Here is a 20,473-nt window from a genome sequence, read left to right as displayed (position 1 = left end):
ATCGGCCGATCCCGCAAATCGGAAAAAGTGGATTAGGTCGTTTCTATCTCTATATGCTTGACTGTCAAGCACTACGTCAGAATTCTAACCATTTCAGTTATTCATCGTAATTGAGTGTGCGTCTTGCAGGATCTGGATCTCTATCGGACTGATTCCTTCTGATGAATTACCAGTAACAAAAAACTATCGAAAAAGATCCTCGACCGGTTATTTATTGACGGCTTGAAAATCGGAGTCCCATCAAATTTCATCCGTGAGTCTGTCGCGATATTTAGTGTAGTCCACATATCGCTCCTCACCCCAGACATCATCCACAAACTGATAGCGACCGGAGTTGAATGTATAAAAATTGTATCGGACCGGGTTCTTTTTATAGTAATCCTGGTGTTTCTCTTCTGCTTGGTAGAATTCAGAAAAGGGTACAATCTCGATTGTCACCGGATCCTCATAACGATCGGAAGCATCCAATTCAGCGCGAAGTTGTTCCGCGATTCGTTTCTGCTCACTGTTGTGATAAAAGATTGCCGGCCGGTATTGTCTGCCCCGGTCGTAGAACTGACCTCGGGAATCGGTAGGATCCATCATTCGCCACAGAGCCTGTATCAAACCTGTATAACTGATGACCTCGGGTTCGTAATAGACCTGTACGGCTTCGGTATGTCCGGTCATTCCCAGAGCAACTTTCCGGTAGGTTGGATTTTTTTCGATGCCTCCGCTGTAGCCGGACACTGCCTCTTTGACACCCGGCAGCATCTCAAATCCGTTTTCGACACACCAGAAACAGCCGCCGGCAAATGTCGCCACAGAGAGCCCCTGGTAGTTCTCATCCGACAATTTCGCTTGCTCGGTCATGGGCTGAGAGCAGCCAGAGATAAGTATCGTTAATGCCAGCAGGCTGCCGTAGATGGATGATTTCATCGAGTGACCCTCATAACAATCTTTAGATTAGTGCCGATTATCAATCGCAAAGTTCACCGCCCTGTCACGAGAAAATCACAAAAGTATCTCTTCAGTTCTAAGTTAAAATGGTGTCTTCAGAGCCTAAATAATGGTTGATATCCATGAACATGGCAAAAGTATTGATTTTAAAAGTAAAACGGTATTATCAGGCAAAAGTTCTACGTGTTTCTTGCACTCTTTTTGCTGGATATCGATAAGTGTGGACGACGGTCTATACAGCACTTCCAGTTTGTATGGGTATAATTGATCAGGCAGCGCTTTTAGTGTCGTAACAACGATTTTAACACAATTGGGGAAGTATCGATTATGAGCAATATTCTGATCGCCATTTCGTTGGTCATTCTGCTTTTAATTGGCGTGGCAGCGCTTTTTCTGGCTGGTGACAGTCATCAGGATTCGTCCAAGGACAAGCTGAAAGATGATGAGTTTTAAAATCAAGAATCAGCTTGTTTGTGAGTCGCTGTTACGGCTTCGCTAGAGCGCCTTCGATGTTGTCTGTTTAGCTGGGTTGTATCGATCCTTTAGTCTGCTTATAAGCTCTATTTGAGATCATTGTTCTATTGGGAAAAGACATAAAAATGTATTGTAGAATTGAATATCTCAATGCATATCCGACGCGCTTTTCAAGCATCTCTGCTGTCACTAAAAATCCCTTTGGAAATCAGTACCCTACTCGGTACTGGTCTGGTCGCTTGGTGAGATCTACGGGAATGGATCACTTATATTTGAAAGTGGCTGGTGTTGGTTGAGCTAAAATTAAAAGAGGTAATGATGCAAACCTTCAATCCATAATCCCACGGCAGGGAGGTAGCCATGAAAACCTTTATGCTGATCACTGGAAGCGGTCCGCTGATGATACTCACATCTCACTCATCCATCGAAGATACGCTGATTCTGGAGAAGCTCGCCATCAAGGGTATCGAGAAGTTTATTGCCTATGAGGTGCCCTATGATCTGGCCAAGCTGCGTTATGGTGGCCACTTCAATGTGGTTGCCAATGACCTGCATGAGAGTGATGATCTGCGTGTACTGGATTACAATGGAGAGCGAACTTTCAAACTCTTCTCATTTGCAGAACTTGGATCACCGATACTTCATGAAGCCAGTGGTTCGACTGTATCTGCTGTTGCTTGATTCCATTGAGTTGCCGGGTTGGTACACTTTGCAGATCGACCGATTGTTAAGCGAGAGTTGAGCTGGCCGGGTAGATGGTGTGGTTTGAACTTGCCAGACCTCAGGCTGTTCTGTACGTCTGGGGTTTGGCCTGGTCCAAGACGCCATCTATCGATAGGTGGTGGACTCGCTATAGCTCATCCCGCCAAGCTGGGTTAGTTTGTCACGGATCTCATCACCCACGAAACGTTGTGGCAGTGAGCGTTTGCGCTGTTCGCGGCGTTCTTTCTCCTCTATCCACTTTGCGGCGATGTCGAATGCTTCAATGAAATCGGGTTCTTTGTCCAAGGCGTGTTTGAAGTAGGCGGTACCAAAGTCTGTAAACTCGCTTTTTACGCCGCAACCGAATGATTGACGATCCTTTTCAGCTGCTGTGATGATCAAAGTGTTGGGCGTGCGTAGCGGTTCGATGAAGCCGCCTGAATAGCAACTGGATACGACTATGACCCGCCAAAGAATGCCGGCTTCATCGAGGGCCTGGCGTAGTTGCAATGGTGTTATGTCGTCCAAGGGTACAGGGCCAAAGTTCACTGAAAATTTGGGATCCTTACTGCCATGTGAGGTCATGAACAGAAACAGTATATCCTCTTCTGTATCCATGATTTCGCCAATTACCGACAGGCTGTCGGATAGATTGTGACGGTTGGCAAGGGGGTATCGAGATAGCGTGTCGATATTATTCACCAGTGACATCGATCGTCCGCTTGTATCGAAACGACGATCGAACAGTTCGCGTACATACTCAACTTCATTGAGAAAAACATTTTCCAAGCCATATCCGGCTACAGTGACCAGATAGAGATCGGTGATTCCGGGACGTTGTGAAGTCAGGCCATTAAGTGTTTTATCCACCATCGGATACTGGTCATAGAAGAGGTCTTCTATGCTCAGTTTGTATAGCTTTTCATAGAGGCTGTCGCTCTGTGGGGGTTCATCGCTGTACCAGAGTTGTGAATATGGAAGAAACACGCTACTTGCCAGGGAGAGCAGGAAAGCGGTTGTTGCAAGATAAAGCGATTTTCCGAGTGATAGTGAGAGTACGATTCGCATCAATCTCAGAATGATGTAGAGATGCCAGGCTAACAGTAGCAGCAGCAGTAGACCGCCACTCTGCGGGTGGTTGTAATAGAGGTGCGTTGGCATGCTCAGGGTTTGAAAAACAATAATGAAGATTGGCATCGATGAGAGATAGGCGAGTATCAGTTTGCCCGTGTCAGACGTATTGGCGTGGACCAGTCTGGAGATCGCCAAAAGAATCAACAGATCGAAGAGATAGACAGCACCCAGGTGGTTGAGTCCATAGGCAGAGAAAGTTGCTGGTTTATCAACAGCCAGATAAGTGACACTGATTTCGAGGCTGAATATCAGTGAGAAGAGCCAGAGCAGTTGGTCTATTGAGTAGATGAAGTTGTTACGTGTCAGCTGTCGGTTGCTGGCTAGTCTCAACCCGGCTCTGAGGTTGATGGTAAGTGCGATCAATTGTCTTGGGAGAGATTTTGCTTCCATGTCAATGCTCTGGATTCCGTTGCTGTATCGCAGGAGGTATCGGCCGTTAGTTATTAATCCTTAGTTTTGCTCCAGTTCGGTCAAGGGAGCCTGTTTTTACGGTTGCGGCAGTAGCTAACCGCCGGAGAAATCATTCGGATCACCGAGCTCTTTTAACATGCCCGATTTGAATTCGCGACGATAGAGTACGCCAACCACCAGTGTGGTAGCGAGAATAAACAGCAGAGGATGGAGAAACCAGCTGAGGAAGGCGAGACCAAAATAGTAGGCCCTGAGTCCCCGGTTGAATGTATTGGAGGCCTTGGAGCTGACCTTGGCGGCCCGTTCTGCAAAGCTGTCACTCCATGCCGGCAGCTCATGGCTCATGGGTGCGGCGCCGATAATGGTGGAGAGGTAGTTGAAGTGGCGCATTGACCAGGTGAATTTGAAGAAGGCATAGATAAACACAAGTAACAGTCCCAGCATCTTCAACTCCCACACTTCACGGCTGCTCTTTACTGCATAGCGTAGATCGCCGACCACCTCCATGGCGGTGTCCATGGTGCCCATAACCGCAATCAGTCCGGCGAGTATGAAGATTGTTGTGGAGGCGAGAAAAGTGGCGCTTCTGGCAAGAATCAACACAATGTTGGAATCCACAATGCGAACATCCCGATGCATCATCTCATGCATCCACTGCCTTCGGTAGCCGTGCATGGCGCTCATCAGGGTTAATTTGTCGCGGGCTCGAAGGTCTGCAAAGCGGGTATATCCGGTCCAGCAGATCAGAAACCATAGCAGTGCGCTCACGTCGATTATGGGTATCATTGACTTACACAGGTTTAGACGAATAGTTAAGGAACCTCTGAACAAGTCATGAACCGACATCTTGTCGCCAAAATGTACCGCTTCTGCGTTGCAAATCTTCGCAATAGCGAGCTATTACGTGCGATCTGCGCCTTGAATCGGTGCATTTTGATCGACAATCTGTTCGGCTCAGACTTATTCAGAGGTTCCTTAAGTTTAATCGTTTTTCCTGGTGTAGAGAAATTCAGGGGTCGCAACTCAATAATTGAACTATGACTCTCAGTCGATAAATCTGTCCTCTCCAGGTTCAGATGGAATGGAAGAGGAACTGTTTATGGTCTTGTTCACCAATGGGTTGGGAAGGATGAATCAATGGATGTATGAAACTCCATTGATTCATCAATTGGCAGGTCAGCCAAAAACGCTACCCGTTTTGACACCCATCATTTTCAACAGCAAAGGCAATGGGCAGAACTTGGTGAAGGGTGCCTGGAAAATCATAAAACCGACAAAAATCGAGGCATAGAGAAAAAAGATATTCTGTGTAGCGAGATAACCGCCTACCGTTGCCATGATCAGAATACCGACAATGGAAAAAGTGATGCGTTCTACAGACATGGTTATGAACTCCTGCTTAGTTAATTACGTGCGACCCGATTGTCGACGATAGGCAGATTATCCATACGCGGTTATCTGTATCTGCAACATTTGTTACATTCAGATTCGCTTGCTCCGAAGTGGCATCGTCTCGCTGAAGTGGGGTTGGTTTGTCCTAGGGCCTGTTAACACTAATCCAATGCGCCCAGCGGCGTTATCATTCGCTCATGTAGAATCACTACACCACGCTCATTCTGCCTTGCTGGGCGCAAAAACAGTCCCAGCAGGGCGTATTGGATTAGTGTTAACAGGCCCTAAGGTGTGCTGTATTTTTTTAACCGATAGGCCATCTGTGGTCTGGTTAAACCCAGCATCCTGCCGGCGGAAGCGAGGTTGCCTCTGGCCCGCTCGACGGCTCTGTCGAGGAGCCTGTTTTCCACTGTTCCAAGGGGTATGTTCTGATCCAGTATCTGATCAAGCATTCGATCGAATGTCAGACCGCTGCTCTGTGGGTTGGATGAGTCCTCTAGGGTGGAGGTTTTCGTTTGTGCTGTGGCTGCGGGTTCGACACTGAGTTCAGGAAAAAGGTTTGGCAGGTCGATGTGTGTGTCATTCGCCGTGATGATCACGCCTCGTTCGATAATGTTCTCCAGTTCACGAATGTTGCCCGGCCAGCCGTAGTTTTTCAGCGCCCTGAGTGCCCGTTCGGTGATGCCGGGTGTGCGTTTACCATGCAGTGCGGTGTACTTCTCCAGAAAACGATCGACCAGGGCCGGTATGTCATCCTCCCGTTCGCGCAAGGAGGGGATCAGAATTGGAAAGATGTTGAGCCGGTAATAGAGGTCCGCGCGGAATTTGCCCGCATCCACAGCCTGCTGCAGATCCACATTGGTGGCGGCCACCAGTCTGACATTGACCTTGCGGGTGCGACTGTCTCCGATTCGTTCAAACTCGCCTTCCTGTAATACTCTTAACAGCTTGGCCTGTGCCGCCGGTGAAAGCTCTCCCACTTCATCGAGGAAAAGCGTACCCCCGTGAGCACGTTCAAAACGTCCGGGCCGGGAGTGCTGTGCGCCCGTATAGGCCCCTTTTTCCACACCGAAGAGCTCCGATTCGATGAGTGATTCAGGAATTGCGGCACAGTTGATGGCGATGAAATTTCTTTCTGCCCGGGAACTGATGCTGTGGAGTGCCCGTGCGAACATCTCTTTGCCGACCCCGGTCTCGCCAAGCAACAGTACGGTGACATTGCTCTCACCCGCTTTTTTCAGCATTTCGCAGGTTTTCAGGAATGGGGGTGCGCTGCCAACCATGTCGCCGGGTGCGGTCTCTTCGTCGAGAGAGTAGCGAAGATGGGCCACTTCCTCTTGGAGTTTGAGGAGTTGATCCGCAATATGGTCCGGATTGAAATATTTGAGATCCTCTTCCACATCGCCTTCCCACTCCTCGACCGGTTTACCCACATTTCGACAGTGGCGGTCACCCATACCGCAGCACTCAGGTTCCTTGTAGAGGATAAAGCGGCCAACGATTTCACTGGTGTAGCCGGTGGCATAGCCGATCTGGGTCCAGCAGACTGATTCGGTATGCACACCAAATTGTTCAATGTGCACATCCGCCTCATAGGAGTGCTCCCAGATCAGATCGCCGAAATATCGCCCATTGGCGATGTCGACGTCGATCTTGATTGGTGAGACCTTGACGATGCCTTCCACCATGTGGAGTTTGGGCCCCATCAGCATCAGCTCTTCATCCGATGCATTGGGCATCAGCTTACGCGCAAGTTTGGCGTCCCGGACCCCGGAGGCGTAACCCATTCTGGTCAGCAGTCCTCGGGCCCGTTCGATGCCCAGGGTCTCGATCAGCTCCTTGCGCAGCGAACCCATGGCGCCGATATGCAGCATGATCATGCGTTGGTCGCTGAGGTATATCCGGCCCTCCTCCAGGGAGAGGTTGAGCTCTGAGGGGAGGTTGAATTGAGAGCTCAAATCGATCTGTATGGCCATAGGGTCGTCTCAGGCTGGTATCAATTTCATGCTGACGATATGGTGAGAAAATAAAATCACGATATCATCAGAAAGTGATCATATAATAAGTTTTGTCTGCTTTGTGACAGTGTAACTTAAAAATAGCAGTAAAAAATAACGATTGAAAATATAAATATCGATTTTAATTGTTATAACGACAAAATATTAGGGTTATCCCTTAAAAAAGTGATCATTTAGTAATTTTTCATTCAATTCCCCTGTTTTGGCTGATTGTGGCGGCGATCTGAGCTGACCGCCCGGCTGAGGTTATTCTCTCCCCGCGTCCTTCATGGCACACATTCTGCTCTAACCACTTCAAGGATCGATTTTTTCTCATCTGAGGGAGCCGGTCCGAAAACGTCGACTCAATACAACATTCAACACAAGAGGATCCGATGCGACACCGGGTGACGATCGAAAACTGTAACGAGACCTATCCCTGCTCAGAACAGCAGACCCTGTTACAGGGGATGGAGCAGCTTGGCAAGCGGGGTATACCCGTCGGTTGCCGGGGTGGTGGATGTGGTATCTGCAGGGTTCAGGTGACCTCGGGAAGCTTTTTAAAGGCAAAGATGAGCCGAAGCGTGATCAGCGAAGCGGATGAATCGAAGCGGATCGTGCTGGCTTGTCGCTGCACGCCGACCAGTGATCTGTCGATCAGCGTGGTGGGAAAAATGGAAAAAGCCTTGAGAGCGGAGTGTCAGATCGAGCCTGAAGATGAGGTGAGTGTTGCTGCTGTCGGCTGAGGCTCTGCAGAAGGGCTCAATAACGATACGATTTACACAGACAGAGAGGATTTAAACATGGCATTCAAAGGCGTACTCCGTCCCGGACTGATTCAGATTCGTGTTCTGAATATGGACGAAGCCATCAACCACTACCAGAATATTCTTGGACTCAATATCGTTAGTACCGAGGCTGACGGCCGGGTCTATCTGAAAGGCTGGGATGAGTTTGATCACCATAGCGTCGTATTACGTCAGGCGGAGAGCGCCGGCCTGGACTATGTGGCATTCAAGGTCGACAGCAACGACTATCTGCGGGAGATTGAACCCAAGATCGTCGCCTGGGGTCTGGAGGTGGATCATGTTCCTGCCGGTGAGCAGCCGGGTGTCGGTCCGCGTATCGGTTTCACCCTGCCAACCGGTCACCGTATCGAACTCTATCACCAGATCGATATGGCTGATGATCATCCCGGCATCACCAATCCGGATATCTATCCGCGTCGTCCCGAAGGTATGGGCGCCAGCCGCTTTGATCATCTGCTCTGTTACGGTCCCAACATCGGCAAGGCACGGGAGTTTTTCTGTGAGGTGCTTGATTTCTATCAGCCCGAGAAGGTCGATTTGCCAGAGGGGGATGGCTCCCTTGCCATCTGGCTCACTGCAAGCAACAAGGCCCATGATATTGCTTTTGTTGAGCATGAGGAGCCAGGCAAACTGCACCATGTGGCCTTCCTGTTGCAGGATTGGAATGAAGTGGGTGCTGCTGCCGATATCATCTCCATCAATGACGTTTCCCTCGATATCGGACCGACCCGTCACGGTATCACCCGCGGTCAGACCATCTACTTCTTCGACCCTTCCGGTAACCGCAACGAGGTCTATGCCGGTGGTTATACCGCCTATCCCGACCATCCGGTTCGGAGCTGGGACTTCGACCATGTGGGCAAGGGCATCTTCTACTATGAGCGTGCTCTGAACGACCGCTTTCTAACGGTTTTGACCTGATGGAGCTGGCGGTAAACGAACCACAGATCCACTGGCGAGCGGCTGCCGATGCGGTCGCCGCCGCCGTGCAGCAGGCTGAGGAGATGGGGATAAAGATCAATGCCGCGGTGGTGGACAAGGGTGGTAATCTACTCGCCTTTCAGCGTATGAACGGTGCCTTTCTACACTCCATCGGCATCTCTATCGATAAGGCCTACACGGCTGCCGGGTTCGGTTTCCCCACTCGTAAATGGATGGATGAAATCCGTGATATTCCACAGCTTCGTGAAGGTATCGTGCACAGGGATCGTCTGGTGATCTTCGGTGGTGGCCTGCCGATTGTCAGCAATGACCAGGTTATCGGTGCGATCGGTGTCTCCGGTGGCTCCGAAGAGCAGGATGAGATCTGTGCCAGGGCAGGATTGCAGCGTTTGGGGCTGTAAGCTTTTATTAACGTTAACAGGCCCAGGGCTCTCAGGGCATGGGGTACATCAATGGTACCCCATGCATTTTTACTTTGGATCTGAAAGCGTGTTTTATTGTCGTCCATTTTTCATGCCGTAAATGGCGTGCGAAAGGGGCCTTGTCAACCGTCAACTAGAGAGGTCTATTCATGCCATTGATTCAGGCAACCATCATGGAGGGGCGCTCCCAGGAGCAAAAGGAGGCATTCTATCAGGGCGTCACACAGGTCGTGGTGGATACGCTCAAGGTAAAACCGGAGCAGGTGCGTGTGGTAATACAGGAAGTGCCGAAATCCCACTGGGCGATCGGTGGGGTATCCGTAGCCAAGCGTGACGCCAACCCATAGCAAACCGATACGATGCGGTTTTTAATCCTCGGCGCAGGCGGTATCGGTGGTTACTACGGCGCTCGCCTGCAATCCGCCGGGCACCAGGTTCTCTACATGGCCCGTGGGGAGCATCTGAAAGCACTTCAAAACAGTGGTCTGTCGGTATACCACCCGGATCTCAATTTCGAGGCAAAGGTCGATGCTATCGACCAGCAGGGTTTGCTTGATCACTATCGAGCAGACGAATTTGACCTGTTGATAGTGACTGTCAAGGCTGGTGCTACAGCGTCTGTGATGCAGAATCTCCAAAGCTGGATGAGCGAGGCAGCCACGCCAGTGTTGTCACTGCAAAATGGGGTCGACAATGAGATCACCATCGCTGCCCATATTGGCAGTGAGCGGACGATTGGTGGGCTCGCAGTACGCATAGGTGGGCATATTATCCGCCCTGGAGTTATTGAAGCCACCGGTGTGGCACAAGTCGTAATGGGTGCCTGGAAGTGTGCCATGGACCACCCTGGAACACAGCAATATCTGACAAGTGTAGCGGACTGTTTTAATCGGGCTGGCATACCAACCACATTGAGTGAAACCATTCAGAAAGCGCTTTGGCGAAAGCTGCTGATCAACAACGGAGTCAATCCGTTGAGTGCCCTGACCGGGCTGGACACCCGCAGTCTGACTGCACATCCGGTACTGACTCGTACTGTCTATCGGCTGATGGAAGAGGTGGCGCTTGCGGCTGAGGCCGACGGTGTTGATCTGCAGCGGAGTGACATTGATGAAATGTATCAGTTGATCTGTCAGTTCGATGCCATCAAGACCTCCATGCTGGTGGATCGTGAGAAGGGGCGGCCATTGGAACTGGATGCCATCAGTGGTGTAGTGGTGGAGCGATGCAGCAGACTGGGAAAAGAGGCGCCGATCTCAGCTCTGGTTCAGGCATTGTTGCAGAATCAATTGAAGGTTGGAGATCGGTAGGGTCGTAGGTGTTTGGCCGTTCTGAACGTAGTCGGAGACAGCCTCCGATATCCGAGTGCCACTCCCTGGCACTTCTCTTTTTCATGTTGCCATACTGCTGATCCATAAACTTCGGATGGTATTAACTCCCCTCTCCCCTTGTGGGAGAGGGGCTGGGGGAGAGGGGGAGAGGGGGAGATTGAGCATCTTTGTATCCATAAGAACCCAATGCGATAAAGATGAAGGATCAAAGAGCTTTTGTCTTTTACCTGAACCCATGGATTCAGTTTTTAGCCAGGTGAAACGCTTCGCGTGCACCCTCTCCCCAACCCCTCTCCCATCAAGTGAGAGGGGCTTTTTCAGTCTTACTGCAGGGTAGATTGAACGTTGATGGGCCAGCAGTGATTTCGCTATTAACCCCGCGAGTTAGGGGCGGATGAATAATTACTACCAGCCAGCATTGTTTTCCTGTAGCAGCTGGTAATCTTCCCCCTGATTGTTATTAATATTGGGGTTGGCCGTTGGATCATTGGTCCGGTAATAGATGCTTGGATCGTTCGGATTGACATAGTTGTAGTCGGAATAACCGTCAGCTTCGTATCTTGTGCCTGTGTTGGGATCAACCAGTTGCTGTCTTTCATGGATGGAATCAATGTAGGCACTGTGTGAACGATCCGATGCCGCGCTACGCTCCATGTAACTGTTATGACTTCTATCCAGCGCATCCATATTGGATTGGTGTATCTGTTGTTGGCTCTGCTGGAAGGCGCGGTTTTTTGCGCTCAGGTTGTTCTGGAACTGAAGGTGTTGGGTATTCGCTGACTGCAGCCAGTTCTGATCATATTGGTAGGATTGGGCAAACCGAAACAGCTCATTCTGAATCTGTGAATAGTCATGGGATTCAGATAGAGGCACAGTAAATCCATACAGCTGTACGATCGTCACAGGCGCCCCGTTGTTGGGTAGTGAACTGACGGTCACTGCCGCAGAACTTTACTGATTGTCCTGTTGGTCCACCAAATCGAATCCATAGGTGACTACCTGCTGTCCATACCGGAACAGCAGGTTAGCGTCCCGCTGTGTCACATATTGGGAGATGTCGATATTCTGTAACGATTCTCGATATTGGCATTGGGGTTTTCAGCACTGACCTGCTGTAACAGATTGTTGAAATATTGCTCGGGATCCACCGGGTTTGAGATGAAAGCGCCATGCAGATGATAGATATAGCCACCAGCGGCACAGAATGCTGTTGGTGTGTCGGGAATGTTGACATTGCAATTGAAGCTCTCGGGTACTGATACATAGGCGGTGGTGGTGCCATTTTCCTGCAGTGGCACATACTTCAGGCCCTGCGCCTGTGTTATCGGGGGTATGGTAAACAACAGAGGCAGCAGCATATAGGGTAAAGGCTTCATTGTTTTCATTATCCTTAAGGTGTGTTCTGAACCTGCGGGGATCTATGTCATAATCTGAAATTACTTGGGATATCTAAGGTTCCATGGCTTTTAAGGGTAGCTTGATTGGCTTTAAAGTCACACGGCTTTCCTGTGGTTATTAAGCTGACTCAGGATTGGCCGGGCCGCTTACCGACTCTCACTCTACTCCGACAAATGTGCTTCAATGCTGGCTAACCATTTGGTTTCTGGACGAAAATATGCCACTTTGGTCTTTTCCAGCTTTGCCGGAAATCGGCAACATCCGACTCTACCGCTGTTTTGCTCTTTTCATGGCCATCGAGGAAAAATACCAGCTCGAACTGCTGCTCCGGTGAGCCGAATTTTTCATCGAACTGTTTTACGATCTGATTCGCCGGGGTTGCCAATCGTCCCATGATCTCGACCACCGGTAAGCTGAGTCCCGGTTTGTCCTGATCGGCTTCATAGGCTTTGTATACCAACTCTGTGCAGACTAACTCGCTGTCAGTGAGAAAATTAAAATCGTATGGTCTGCCGATATAGTGGAAGGCCTGCAGTATGGCTTTTGCCTTGGCGAGCTTATTCAGTTTAGGTCGCAGAATGGCCAGCGAGTCGGCGTCTGCCGAGTGCTCAACAGAGGTGAATACCACCCCTTCGCTGATTGCTTCGATAATTCGTATGGCGTGATTCTCCTCATCCGTGGAGAGACTCTCAGCATAGGCTTTTGGGTAACGATGCTTGAGCAGTGAATCGAGCTCTCCGTTGTCGATGCCCTGTTGCTTGAGCCAGTTGCTGACCTGCTCATCATCAAAGTAGCGTCGGCGTTGTTCAGGTGTGCCGATATGGAGTGCCGCATGGGGCCAGAATCCAGGCAGGCCGATATTTGAGAGATACCACTCGCGTCGTTCGAGTAGCACATCTCCGGGTTCGAGGCGGGGTAGCAGTGTGCGGATCTGCTGTTGCGTGATCAGCGATTGATGTGGTCTGCGAACACGAACATCCCCCATCCATTCAGAGACACCTTTCTGTACCGGAAAAAAGGCCTTGAAACTGCTGTCCTTGACGATTTGTACGCCATTTTTAACTGTCTGTTTTATGCCTTTGCCTTTAGCGTAGTCCCAGAGCTTGGCTTGATCCTCTTCGATGCCTTGATTCAATGGGAAACCCGGTTGTTCACCGGTCAGACTGTAACTGAGGGTGAGGCGGGCGAATTCCGTTGCAATCGCAATATTCAGGTAGTGGAATTTAATCTTTGAGTAGGTGCCTGATTCGAGCCCAAGTTCTGCTACCCGCTCATTCAGCAGGATATGAAGCTGGGGATGGCGTTCGGTGATCTGCAAAAAATCAAGTACATAACGGTAGCGGGCGAGGAAGGCGGCGTAGGCGATGCGAAAGGCTCTCTTGCGCGTTACCTCATCCTGTTGCGTATAGTCTTCATAGGACTGACTGATAGAATCGAGGATCATCAATCTGTCGAGCAGGCTTACCCAGGTAGATCGGATCTGCTGTCGCTGTACTTTGTCCGGCAGCTGGTTTTTAGTGGATTTCTGGTCCTGGAGGAGGCCGCCATAGGAACCCAAGTAATTCACAATGTCGGACAACCCTTTGCGTTGGGTGAGTACAACCTGAAGATTGTTGTCCAGTTGCTGTCGCGAGGAAATTTCACTGTTTGAGATTGCAGAAACCACGATTGCGGGCGTGCATAGGGTGAACAGGAGCAAAAAGCGAATCAGCCACTTCATACCTGATACTCCTTGTTGTCGGTATGTCCAAGTTAACCTGTCCCGAATGCATTTCGGGGTGAGGTGGTTCATTCCTGCAGCTGGCAGGTCGTATGCGTTTGTGAGTGGCGTTTAGATTAACAGATCAGAATAACTCAGGTCATCTGCATCTTGGGTTCTTCTAGAGTATAGGGTCCAATGGCAACAGACTCCACAAGTCGACTTGCAATCTTTTCAGGAAACCGACTTCCTGCTGGTCAATGTCGACCGAGGCGTCCCAGCTGTTTTCCGGCTGCATATCTCTGCGAATGGCCTGAGCTACCTGATGTGCAATTTTCGAATCATCAATCACAACACCCACTTCGGTGTTGAGATTTGCCGATCTGGGGTCGAAATTGAAGGTGCCTATATAGGTGATTTGATCGTCGATTACCAAAGATTTGGCGTGTAAGGCAAAGATGGGAGAGGTTTTACCAAGCTGCTCGTATCGATCGATGAGTTGACGGTGGATCCCCGGATCGGGTTTGAATTCGTAGATGCTGATTCCAAGATCCAGTAGTCTCTGCTTCTGTTTATGATAGCCGGAGTAGGCCTGCAGATTATCGGTTGAGGCAAGAGAGTTGGTGACGATGGCAATCTTCACCCCTTTGGACAAAAGTCCTGAAAAAAATTCAAAACCGCCTTCCGGCATGATCAGATAGGGACTCTCTATCAGTATCTCTTTCTCGGCCCCGGAAAGCAGTTCGATCAGCGAGGTTGTGCTCTGGCCACCACCTCTCAGGTTGTTGCTCTGATTGTTTTTACCCGGTATGTCGTGGAGGTAGGTTACATCTGTCCAGTGCAGTTGCGTAAAAATCCGCTCGACCCGAGTCGCCATATTGGTGATTGCGATGCGGATCTCTGGTGCGAAATTCAGTGGATCACCGGCATATCGGTGGAGCCATTCGGTATAGCCTTCGATCTGCTCGTTGGTCAAATCTTGCTTCTCTTCCGCAAGCAGACTGCTTAGAGAGACTGACAGGGGGCTTTGCCAAAAGCTGTCGAAGCTGTGTTGTATCCGGGGCAACACAGAACCGGCAACCATCACATCCCGGTCGCGGAAGTTATAGGTATGGTCGAAATCATAATACTCATCGGCCATGTTGCGTCCGCCGGTGATCGCAATGGTCTGGTCGTAGATTACGACTTTGTCATGCATACGTTGATTGGAGCTGCGAAAGTCTGTGATCAGATGCCAGAGCTGTGACAGTGTTCCTCTGCCTACCGAGTGCAGCGGGTTATAGATTTTGATCTGGATATTGGGGTGTGCATCCAGAGAGAGCAGTGTCTCCGGTTCGGCGTCGATCAACAGGTCATCGACTATGACCCTTACCCTGACGCCCCGTTCAGCCGCGGTGAGAAGAGACTCACTGGCAAGCGTACCGATATTATCCGTACTCCAGATGAAATATTGTACGTCGATGGTCTGCTGTGCGGATTCGGTGAGCCAGGCCCGGGTGAGCAGTGACTCCTCACCTTTTTCCAGAATATAGACACCACTCTGTCCTGGGTGCTGTTGGCCCAGTTCATTCAAGTGTTCAAGGATACTGGCCTGCAACGACAGTGAGATTAAGAGAGCCGGCACTATCTGAGTGCATAGTTTTACGATCTGTTTTAGAAGCATTGCTGATAAGTGCATGATGTTGACTTTAATTAACTGTCGACTGTTTAAAAAGTCGCTATTCCCGATACTCTCCGAAGATCTTCGGCTGCCAAAAATCTATCGAGGCAATCAGGTAACTCGTTGGCTGACGTTATTCAATTCTGGTCTGCTTTACTTGTCGGTCTGGTGTTGCAGTCATCGGCTTAAAATTCTGCTCCCAGTTGCAATTAAAGCTGAGATATCCATGTAACAGGTTTGGCGTATGCTCATGGTAACTGACTTCAGTATAAGGTGTTGTTATCAGTGATACATTCATGATTTTGAGAAGAGCATCACCGATAGAAAAACTTAACCATCCTTTTTTGTGGCTGATATCAAGATAGTAGCGTGGATTCGGCTTTTTGGGCTATGTAACCAGGCCGGTCTGAAGAGTGAGTGGTCAATCTGATGCGGGCAGTCGAGGTGGTTACAGGTCATGTATAGCCAATCAGGCTGGGTAACCAGATGACTATTTTAGGGAATGCGATCAGCGTGCCTATGGTGATCACATCAGCCACAAAGAAGGGTGTACATCCGCGGAATACATCCTGAACCGTGCATTCAGGTCGTACACCTGCGACCACAAAGCAATTCAATCCGATCGGTGGGGTGATCAGGCAGAGCTCCGCCATTTTGACCACGATAATGCCAAACCAGATGGAGCAGCCCACGCCGGATAAGCCAAATGCGGATTCCGCTGCGGTGACCGCCTCTCCGCCGTTCAGGGCGATCACGGCCGGATAGACCACAGGCAGTGTCAACAGCAGCATGCCGATGGCGTCCATGAACATGCCGAGTACCGCATAGGCGCAGAGAATCAGCAGCAGGGTCAGCATCGGACTCTGTTCCAGACTGACGATCCAGTCTGAAAAGGCGCTCGGAAGATCGGCAAAGCCGAGGAACCTCACATACAGCAACACCCCCCAGATGATGGTGAATATCATTACCGTCAACTTGGCGGTTTCCATCAGGGAGTTTTTCACTTCCGGCCAGCGTGCCCCCCGGTAGAGTGCCATGCAGAGGATCACGAAGGCGCCCAACGCACCCGCTTCCGTGGGTGTTCCCACACCACCGTAGATGCAGATTACGATAATCGCGATGACAAAAAAGATCGGCAGTGCTCCGGGGAGAGACTGAAAACGCTGTTTCCAGGTAAAGCCGCTGATTGGCGGTCCAAAATTTTTACGGGTCTTGGCCAACAGAATTACCAGGCCTCCGTAAATCAGTGCCGAGACCGCCCCTGGCAGAAAGCCGGCCATCAGCAATGCGCCCACATCCTGCTCCACAATGATCGCGTAGATCACCAGGATAGCCGAGGGTGGTATCAGTGAGGCCAGGGTGCCGCCGGCAGCGACCACCCCAGCAGCGAAGCGTTTGTCGTAGCCCAGCTTTAGCATTTCGGGCACTGCTATGCGGGCAAATACCGCCGATGTGGCCACTGATGCGCCGGAGACCGCGGCAAATCCCGCTGTGGAGAAAACGGTTGCCACTCCCATGCCGCCGGGTAACCAGCCGAGCCAACGTTTTGCCGCTTCGAACAGCGCCCGGGTCAAACCGGCATGATAGGCCAGAAAACCGATCAGGATAAAAGTGGGTATCAGAGAGAGCGCCAGGGTGGAGACTTTGGAGTGGGGGATGGTTCCTGCCATTTTGACGGCCACGCCAAAACCTTTCTCAAATCCCAGCTTGGCGCTAAAGATCCATAACAGACCGAGAAAACCGGCCAGGGCGGCAGCAAAGGCGACCCGCACACCGATGACCACAAATAACAGCATCGCTCCGGTCACCCATAGACCGATGCTGATGGAATCCATGCTGGCCATGGTTTCGATCAGGCTCATGAGCGATCCCTGTTGCCTTCAATCTCTCCCATCACCGATTCAGCCTCCTTGGCTGCCACGGTGGCTGCGTTCTCGATCAACGGTACGGCAACCGGTTGCTCGCCACCCTCTTTGAAGGCTCTGGCATACCCCCAGATCTGCAGTATCAGACGTAATGCCAAGACGCTCAGTGCCAGGGGCACTACCAGCTTGGCAGGCCAGGTGGGCAGGTTGATATCCAACGATGAGTCGCCAATGTCGTAGGCCCGCCAGAAATGCAGGTAGGAGCCATAGATCAGGACCAGGGTGACCAGCAACATCAGAACCACCGAAAACAGTTCGGTAAACCAGAGCAGGCGCCCATGTAACTGGCCGATCAGGATATCCATTCTGATGTGGCCGCCGAGACGTTTGGTGTAGGCGATGCCAAGAAAGGCGATAAAAGCCATCGCCTGTTCAACCCAGTCTACATAGCCGTCAATGGGCATGGAGAACAGCCATCGGCCGAGCACGTTGATTGTAGCGAGTATCACCAATAGGAAGATGGCGATGCCACCGATCAGATTGAGTAACGATTCCAGTCTGAAGAACAGACGATCAGCCAGGCTCAATCGCGATTCATCATTCAGAATGGTTGCTGTATTGGACATGGTCCACCTCTAACCAGGCAGGGCGACGTTGCTGTTGCCACCAATTGGACTATTTCTCAAACAGCTCAGCGGTAAAATCGAAGAGTGCCTGTGAATCAAATTTGCCGGCGAATTTTTTGATCCATTCCGCTCTCACCGATTCTGATAATTTGTTCAGTTCTGTGGTCTGTGCTTGAGTAAAGGTGACCTTGGTGAGTCCTTCATTCTCAACCGCCTTCTGATATTTGCCAGTGGTATTTTCTTCATAGTTCTTTACGTAGAAGGCCAATGCTTCATCCACAGAGCCGAGCAGTGCCTCACGATGAGCCGGCTTCAAGCTGTTGAGTGCGTCGGTATTGACAACTACCGGGCAGTTGGCTGAGCCAAGGTTGAGATTGGTGGTATACCATTTGCCTACCTTGTAGGATTTGGTGGCCAGGTGGGCGTGGGGAGCGAAGGAGGCAGCATCAATCACGCCTGAGTCCATTGATTGACGTACTTCAGAGAAGGGTACGCCGGTTTTGACAGCCCCCAACTTACCCAGAACCCCCATGATACCACCTGGGCCGCGTACCCTGAGCCCCTTGAGATCCGCCAGTCCCTGTATGGCATCCCCCTTACTGACGATATTGTATTGTGGCAGTGGGGTAGGCATCAGCAGTGTGGCATTCCAGCGAGCCAGATCCTTTTTCACGATAGGGTGTTTGAAGACTTTCGTATAGATTTCGGAAACTCTGGTCAGTGAGAGGGTGCGGGAAAAGGGTAGCTCTGTCACCGTAATGCTGGGATTTTTCGCGGTGTGGTAGAAGGAGCAAAATTGGGCCATTTCAAAAGCACCAATCGAGATACCATCCAGGTTTTCACGGGATTTTGAGAGGCCGCCGTAGGAGATGTTCAGTTTGAATTCGCCCTTGGTTTTCGCTTCAACCAATTCAGCCAGTTTTTCCACATTCTCGGTAAACGCTCGACGTTTTCCCCACAGGGATACGTTCCACTCGGTGGCAGCATAGGTTTCACTGGTGACGAAAATTCCGATCAGTATGGCCGGCAGAAGGCGACTGGTGATTTTATTCATTGTGTTTCTCCTCCGATATCGCAAATGTTTGCTCAATATTGTATGTGCATTGTCCTGTTGTGCTTCCTATTGACAGGCCCTGGTATGAACTTGATATTCAAGATCAGAGGCGGGTTTTAAGCATCTACAAGTCTGAAGATTAGCAGGAATGGGGGGGCAAGTTTAGGGTCTGTTCGTATTGATCCTATGTCAGCTTGCTTGCCAGGCAACGGCCAAGCAAGACCCTGGTTACCGGCAGCGGCAGGATAGGGTTGAGAATAATCCTATCCAGACAGTGGGCCTATTCCCAGGGGTAGTTGTCGAAGATGGCAATTGGAAAGGGGCCGAACACATCAGGACCGATTTTATATTTAATGAAGTAGTCGCCGGGTGGAATTATGCCTGATGGTGGGCTGTACGCCTCCAGCATGTCACCAGTGCCTGAGGTGGTTTTAGGTGGTGTGTATTCATCAAAAACAGTGGGTTCATCGTTGTTAGCGGGCCAGAGTTTTGATGATACAGGTTGGCTGGGCCAGACATTACTGACCATGACCACAAAAACCTCACCGTTCTTGCGTACTACTCTGTCAGAAATGGATATGGAGGGTCGCTGTTGGTTGCTCCAGTATTCCGGATAACTGGCGACACGGCCATGATCCCTGATATTGAGCCACATGGGGTATTCAAAACCATCCAGCCATTCAGGGTCTATGAGATACCCATCACCAAGCGCGTCAGGTTTGACCGCACTCTCCCAGGTGATGGATAGATCGGTGAAGTTGCCAAGGTTCCTTATGTTGTCAAGCTGAGGAATGCGTGTTGCAAGGATTGCCTCTGATTTGAAGGCTTTCCACATGTCGCTGAGGAAGAAAATGTGACCGAGTGAGGATAGGTGCAGACGGTCATGGGATAGCAAGCCGAGCCGGGCGGGTCTGAAATAATCGGTGTGCACAACTACGTCGGCAAGATTCTGGCACTCAGTGTCCAATGCTTTCCACGCACTTAATCGATCCTGCATAGATGGATCAATGATCTTTTCCAGTTCAGTGGTTTCAGAGGTATACAGTCCAGCCTCACCCGGGATTGTACTTGTAGAGTGCAAATGGGGAATGCAATACTTCTTTTTAATTTCGGTTTCGGATTTACCGCCGTGTTGAATTTCATCATAGGGTATCTGCCTGGAATAGATGATGACGGCATCCGGACTGCCTGCGCGCAGTGCCGCATAGAGGGCTTGTGCATCTGTGATAAGTTGTGAGCGCGATCTGTCGTCAATATTCAGTATGGCATCGGTAATTCCCAGTTCTATTACGATGACGTCAAGATCCATGGAGTTGGTGATCTCCACATAGCTCTTACCGGTCTCCGGGTCGATGCTGTTCAATGCTGTGAAATGGGTAAGTGCACCGGATCCTGTATGGTGTATATCCACATCAATACCCTCGGCATCAAATGCACGTTGTGCCAGGGCCGACCAGGTGTCGAACCAGGGAAATACAATCTCAGATGCACCGAGTACACCAATCTTACCCGCGTCTCCTTTGCATAGCGTGATTGTGTCACCTGTATTGAAGGCATAGGCCGTGGGTGCGCGCTCAATGCTCCAGCTGACGCCTGAGATCTGGGTGACTTTAACCAT

20 protein-coding genes are annotated in these 20,473 nt (G+C 50.4%); 7 read left to right on the top strand and 13 right to left on the bottom strand.

Going from position 1 to position 20,473, the window contains the following annotated elements:
• Positions 1–240: 240 nt before the first annotated feature.
• Positions 241–918: a peptide-methionine (S)-S-oxide reductase MsrA gene (gene msrA, locus AC4IE8_RS19415; RefSeq protein ID WP_068987833.1), complete on the bottom strand. Its 678-nt coding sequence runs from the start codon at positions 916–918 to the stop codon at positions 241–243.
• 348 nt (positions 919–1,266) lie between these two features.
• Here msrA and AC4IE8_RS19410 point away from each other — a divergent pair, with 348 nt between their 5' ends.
• Positions 1,267–1,392 carry a single-stranded DNA-binding protein gene (locus AC4IE8_RS19410; protein ID WP_490791775.1) on the top strand — a complete coding sequence of 42 codons (126 nt, stop codon included), beginning with the start codon at positions 1,267–1,269 and terminating at the stop codon, positions 1,390–1,392.
• A 381-nt stretch (positions 1,393–1,773) separates the two neighbouring features.
• The gene (locus tag AC4IE8_RS19405) at positions 1,774–2,094 is read left to right on the top strand and encodes a cytosolic protein (protein ID WP_068987834.1); all 321 of its coding nucleotides are present in this window, start codon (positions 1,774–1,776) and stop codon (positions 2,092–2,094) included.
• A gap of 147 nt (positions 2,095–2,241) precedes the next feature.
• Here AC4IE8_RS19405 and AC4IE8_RS19400 read toward each other — a convergent pair whose 3' ends face one another.
• The 4 genes from AC4IE8_RS19400 to AC4IE8_RS19385 form a co-directional block, all read right to left on the bottom strand.
• Positions 2,242–3,639 carry a C13 family peptidase gene (locus tag AC4IE8_RS19400; protein WP_490791774.1) on the bottom strand — a complete coding sequence of 466 codons (1,398 nt, stop codon included), beginning with the start codon at positions 3,637–3,639 and terminating at the stop codon, positions 2,242–2,244.
• Between the two features lie 114 nt (positions 3,640–3,753).
• Positions 3,754–4,446 carry a DUF599 domain-containing protein gene (locus AC4IE8_RS19395; RefSeq protein WP_068987836.1) on the bottom strand — a complete coding sequence of 231 codons (693 nt, stop codon included), beginning with the start codon at positions 4,444–4,446 and terminating at the stop codon, positions 3,754–3,756.
• A 390-nt stretch (positions 4,447–4,836) separates the two neighbouring features.
• A complete protein-coding gene (locus tag AC4IE8_RS19390; protein ID WP_068987837.1) occupies positions 4,837–5,043 on the bottom strand; it encodes a YgaP-like transmembrane domain in 207 nt (68 codons plus the stop codon).
• Between the two features lie 293 nt (positions 5,044–5,336).
• Positions 5,337–7,028 carry a sigma-54-dependent Fis family transcriptional regulator gene (locus AC4IE8_RS19385; RefSeq protein ID WP_068987838.1) on the bottom strand — a complete coding sequence of 564 codons (1,692 nt, stop codon included), beginning with the start codon at positions 7,026–7,028 and terminating at the stop codon, positions 5,337–5,339.
• Positions 7,029–7,444: 416 nt separating this feature from the next.
• Between AC4IE8_RS19385 and AC4IE8_RS19380 the strand changes: the two genes are divergently transcribed.
• From AC4IE8_RS19380 to AC4IE8_RS19360, 5 genes are all read left to right on the top strand, one after another.
• Positions 7,445–7,795, top strand: a complete 351-nt coding sequence (locus tag AC4IE8_RS19380; protein ID WP_068987839.1) for a 2Fe-2S iron-sulfur cluster-binding protein — start codon at positions 7,445–7,447, stop codon at positions 7,793–7,795.
• A 57-nt stretch (positions 7,796–7,852) separates the two neighbouring features.
• Positions 7,853–8,779: a catechol 2,3-dioxygenase gene (locus AC4IE8_RS19375; protein ID WP_068987840.1), complete on the top strand. Its 927-nt coding sequence runs from the start codon at positions 7,853–7,855 to the stop codon at positions 8,777–8,779.
• Entirely contained in the window at positions 8,779–9,201 is a 423-nt protein-coding gene (locus tag AC4IE8_RS19370; RefSeq protein ID WP_068987841.1) for a GlcG/HbpS family heme-binding protein, read from the top strand. The genes AC4IE8_RS19375 and AC4IE8_RS19370 overlap by 1 nt, the downstream gene beginning before the upstream one ends.
• A gap of 170 nt (positions 9,202–9,371) precedes the next feature.
• A complete protein-coding gene (locus tag AC4IE8_RS19365; protein ID WP_068987842.1) occupies positions 9,372–9,569 on the top strand; it encodes a tautomerase family protein in 198 nt (65 codons plus the stop codon).
• A 12-nt stretch (positions 9,570–9,581) separates the two neighbouring features.
• Positions 9,582–10,532: a ketopantoate reductase family protein gene (locus AC4IE8_RS19360; protein WP_068987843.1), complete on the top strand. Its 951-nt coding sequence runs from the start codon at positions 9,582–9,584 to the stop codon at positions 10,530–10,532.
• A gap of 426 nt (positions 10,533–10,958) precedes the next feature.
• On the opposite strand, the gene AC4IE8_RS19355 is transcribed toward AC4IE8_RS19360, so the two are convergent.
• The 8 genes from AC4IE8_RS19355 to AC4IE8_RS19320 form a co-directional block, all read right to left on the bottom strand.
• Complete coding sequence (locus tag AC4IE8_RS19355; protein ID WP_490791773.1) at positions 10,959–11,456, bottom strand: hypothetical protein; 498 nt, start codon at positions 11,454–11,456, stop codon at positions 10,959–10,961.
• A gap of 137 nt (positions 11,457–11,593) precedes the next feature.
• On the bottom strand, positions 11,594–11,929 hold the full coding sequence (locus AC4IE8_RS19350) for a hypothetical protein (protein ID WP_068987845.1): 336 nt from the start codon (positions 11,927–11,929) through the stop codon (positions 11,594–11,596).
• A gap of 212 nt (positions 11,930–12,141) precedes the next feature.
• Positions 12,142–13,671, bottom strand: a complete 1,530-nt coding sequence (locus AC4IE8_RS19345; protein WP_490791772.1) for a YiiX/YebB-like N1pC/P60 family cysteine hydrolase — start codon at positions 13,669–13,671, stop codon at positions 12,142–12,144.
• Positions 13,672–13,831: 160 nt separating this feature from the next.
• Positions 13,832–15,274 carry a phospholipase D family protein gene (locus AC4IE8_RS19340; RefSeq protein ID WP_490791771.1) on the bottom strand — a complete coding sequence of 481 codons (1,443 nt, stop codon included), beginning with the start codon at positions 15,272–15,274 and terminating at the stop codon, positions 13,832–13,834.
• Between the two features lie 491 nt (positions 15,275–15,765).
• Positions 15,766–17,172, bottom strand: a complete 1,407-nt coding sequence (locus AC4IE8_RS19335; protein WP_490791770.1) for a TRAP transporter large permease — start codon at positions 17,170–17,172, stop codon at positions 15,766–15,768.
• A complete protein-coding gene (locus AC4IE8_RS19330; protein WP_490791769.1) occupies positions 17,169–17,801 on the bottom strand; it encodes a TRAP transporter small permease subunit in 633 nt (210 codons plus the stop codon). The genes AC4IE8_RS19335 and AC4IE8_RS19330 overlap by 4 nt, the downstream gene beginning before the upstream one ends.
• 49 nt (positions 17,802–17,850) lie before the next feature.
• Positions 17,851–18,855 (bottom strand): C4-dicarboxylate TRAP transporter substrate-binding protein, encoded by a 1,005-nt coding sequence (locus tag AC4IE8_RS19325; protein WP_490791768.1) that lies wholly within the window; start codon positions 18,853–18,855, stop codon positions 17,851–17,853.
• A 280-nt stretch (positions 18,856–19,135) separates the two neighbouring features.
• Positions 19,136–20,473, bottom strand: a complete 1,338-nt coding sequence (locus AC4IE8_RS19320; protein ID WP_490791767.1) for a hypothetical protein — start codon at positions 20,471–20,473, stop codon at positions 19,136–19,138.

The sequence above is a fragment of the Candidatus Thiodiazotropha sp. AKAK2 genome (assembly GCF_058244685.1).
Note: the sequence above shows the minus strand (reverse complement) of the source record. Positions and strands in the feature narration are given on the sequence as shown.

Bases quoted from the DNA above. Each gene is read 5' to 3' on its own strand.
- msrA (WP_068987833.1), bottom strand. From the start codon at position 918: ATGAAATCATCCATCTACGGCAGCCTGCTGGCATTAACGATACTTATC.
- AC4IE8_RS19410 (WP_490791775.1), top strand. From the start codon at position 1,267: ATGAGCAATATTCTGATCGCCATTTCGTTGGTCATTCTGCTTTTAATT.
- AC4IE8_RS19405 (WP_068987834.1), top strand. From the start codon at position 1,774: ATGAAAACCTTTATGCTGATCACTGGAAGCGGTCCGCTGATGATACTC.
- AC4IE8_RS19400 (WP_490791774.1), bottom strand. From the start codon at position 3,639: ATGGAAGCAAAATCTCTCCCAAGACAATTGATCGCACTTACCATCAAC.
- AC4IE8_RS19395 (WP_068987836.1), bottom strand. From the start codon at position 4,446: ATGATACCCATAATCGACGTGAGCGCACTGCTATGGTTTCTGATCTGC.
- AC4IE8_RS19390 (WP_068987837.1), bottom strand. From the start codon at position 5,043: ATGTCTGTAGAACGCATCACTTTTTCCATTGTCGGTATTCTGATCATG.
- AC4IE8_RS19385 (WP_068987838.1), bottom strand. From the start codon at position 7,028: ATGGCCATACAGATCGATTTGAGCTCTCAATTCAACCTCCCCTCAGAG.
- AC4IE8_RS19380 (WP_068987839.1), top strand. From the start codon at position 7,445: ATGCGACACCGGGTGACGATCGAAAACTGTAACGAGACCTATCCCTGC.
- AC4IE8_RS19375 (WP_068987840.1), top strand. From the start codon at position 7,853: ATGGCATTCAAAGGCGTACTCCGTCCCGGACTGATTCAGATTCGTGTT.
- AC4IE8_RS19370 (WP_068987841.1), top strand. From the start codon at position 8,779: ATGGAGCTGGCGGTAAACGAACCACAGATCCACTGGCGAGCGGCTGCC.
- AC4IE8_RS19365 (WP_068987842.1), top strand. From the start codon at position 9,372: ATGCCATTGATTCAGGCAACCATCATGGAGGGGCGCTCCCAGGAGCAA.
- AC4IE8_RS19360 (WP_068987843.1), top strand. From the start codon at position 9,582: ATGCGGTTTTTAATCCTCGGCGCAGGCGGTATCGGTGGTTACTACGGC.
- AC4IE8_RS19350 (WP_068987845.1), bottom strand. From the start codon at position 11,929: ATGAAGCCTTTACCCTATATGCTGCTGCCTCTGTTGTTTACCATACCC.
- AC4IE8_RS19345 (WP_490791772.1), bottom strand. From the start codon at position 13,671: ATGAAGTGGCTGATTCGCTTTTTGCTCCTGTTCACCCTATGCACGCCC.
- AC4IE8_RS19335 (WP_490791770.1), bottom strand. From the start codon at position 17,172: ATGAGCCTGATCGAAACCATGGCCAGCATGGATTCCATCAGCATCGGT.
- AC4IE8_RS19330 (WP_490791769.1), bottom strand. From the start codon at position 17,801: ATGTCCAATACAGCAACCATTCTGAATGATGAATCGCGATTGAGCCTG.
- AC4IE8_RS19325 (WP_490791768.1), bottom strand. From the start codon at position 18,855: ATGAATAAAATCACCAGTCGCCTTCTGCCGGCCATACTGATCGGAATT.
- AC4IE8_RS19320 (WP_490791767.1), bottom strand. From the start codon at position 20,473: ATGGTTAAAGTCACCCAGATCTCAGGCGTCAGCTGGAGCATTGAGCGC.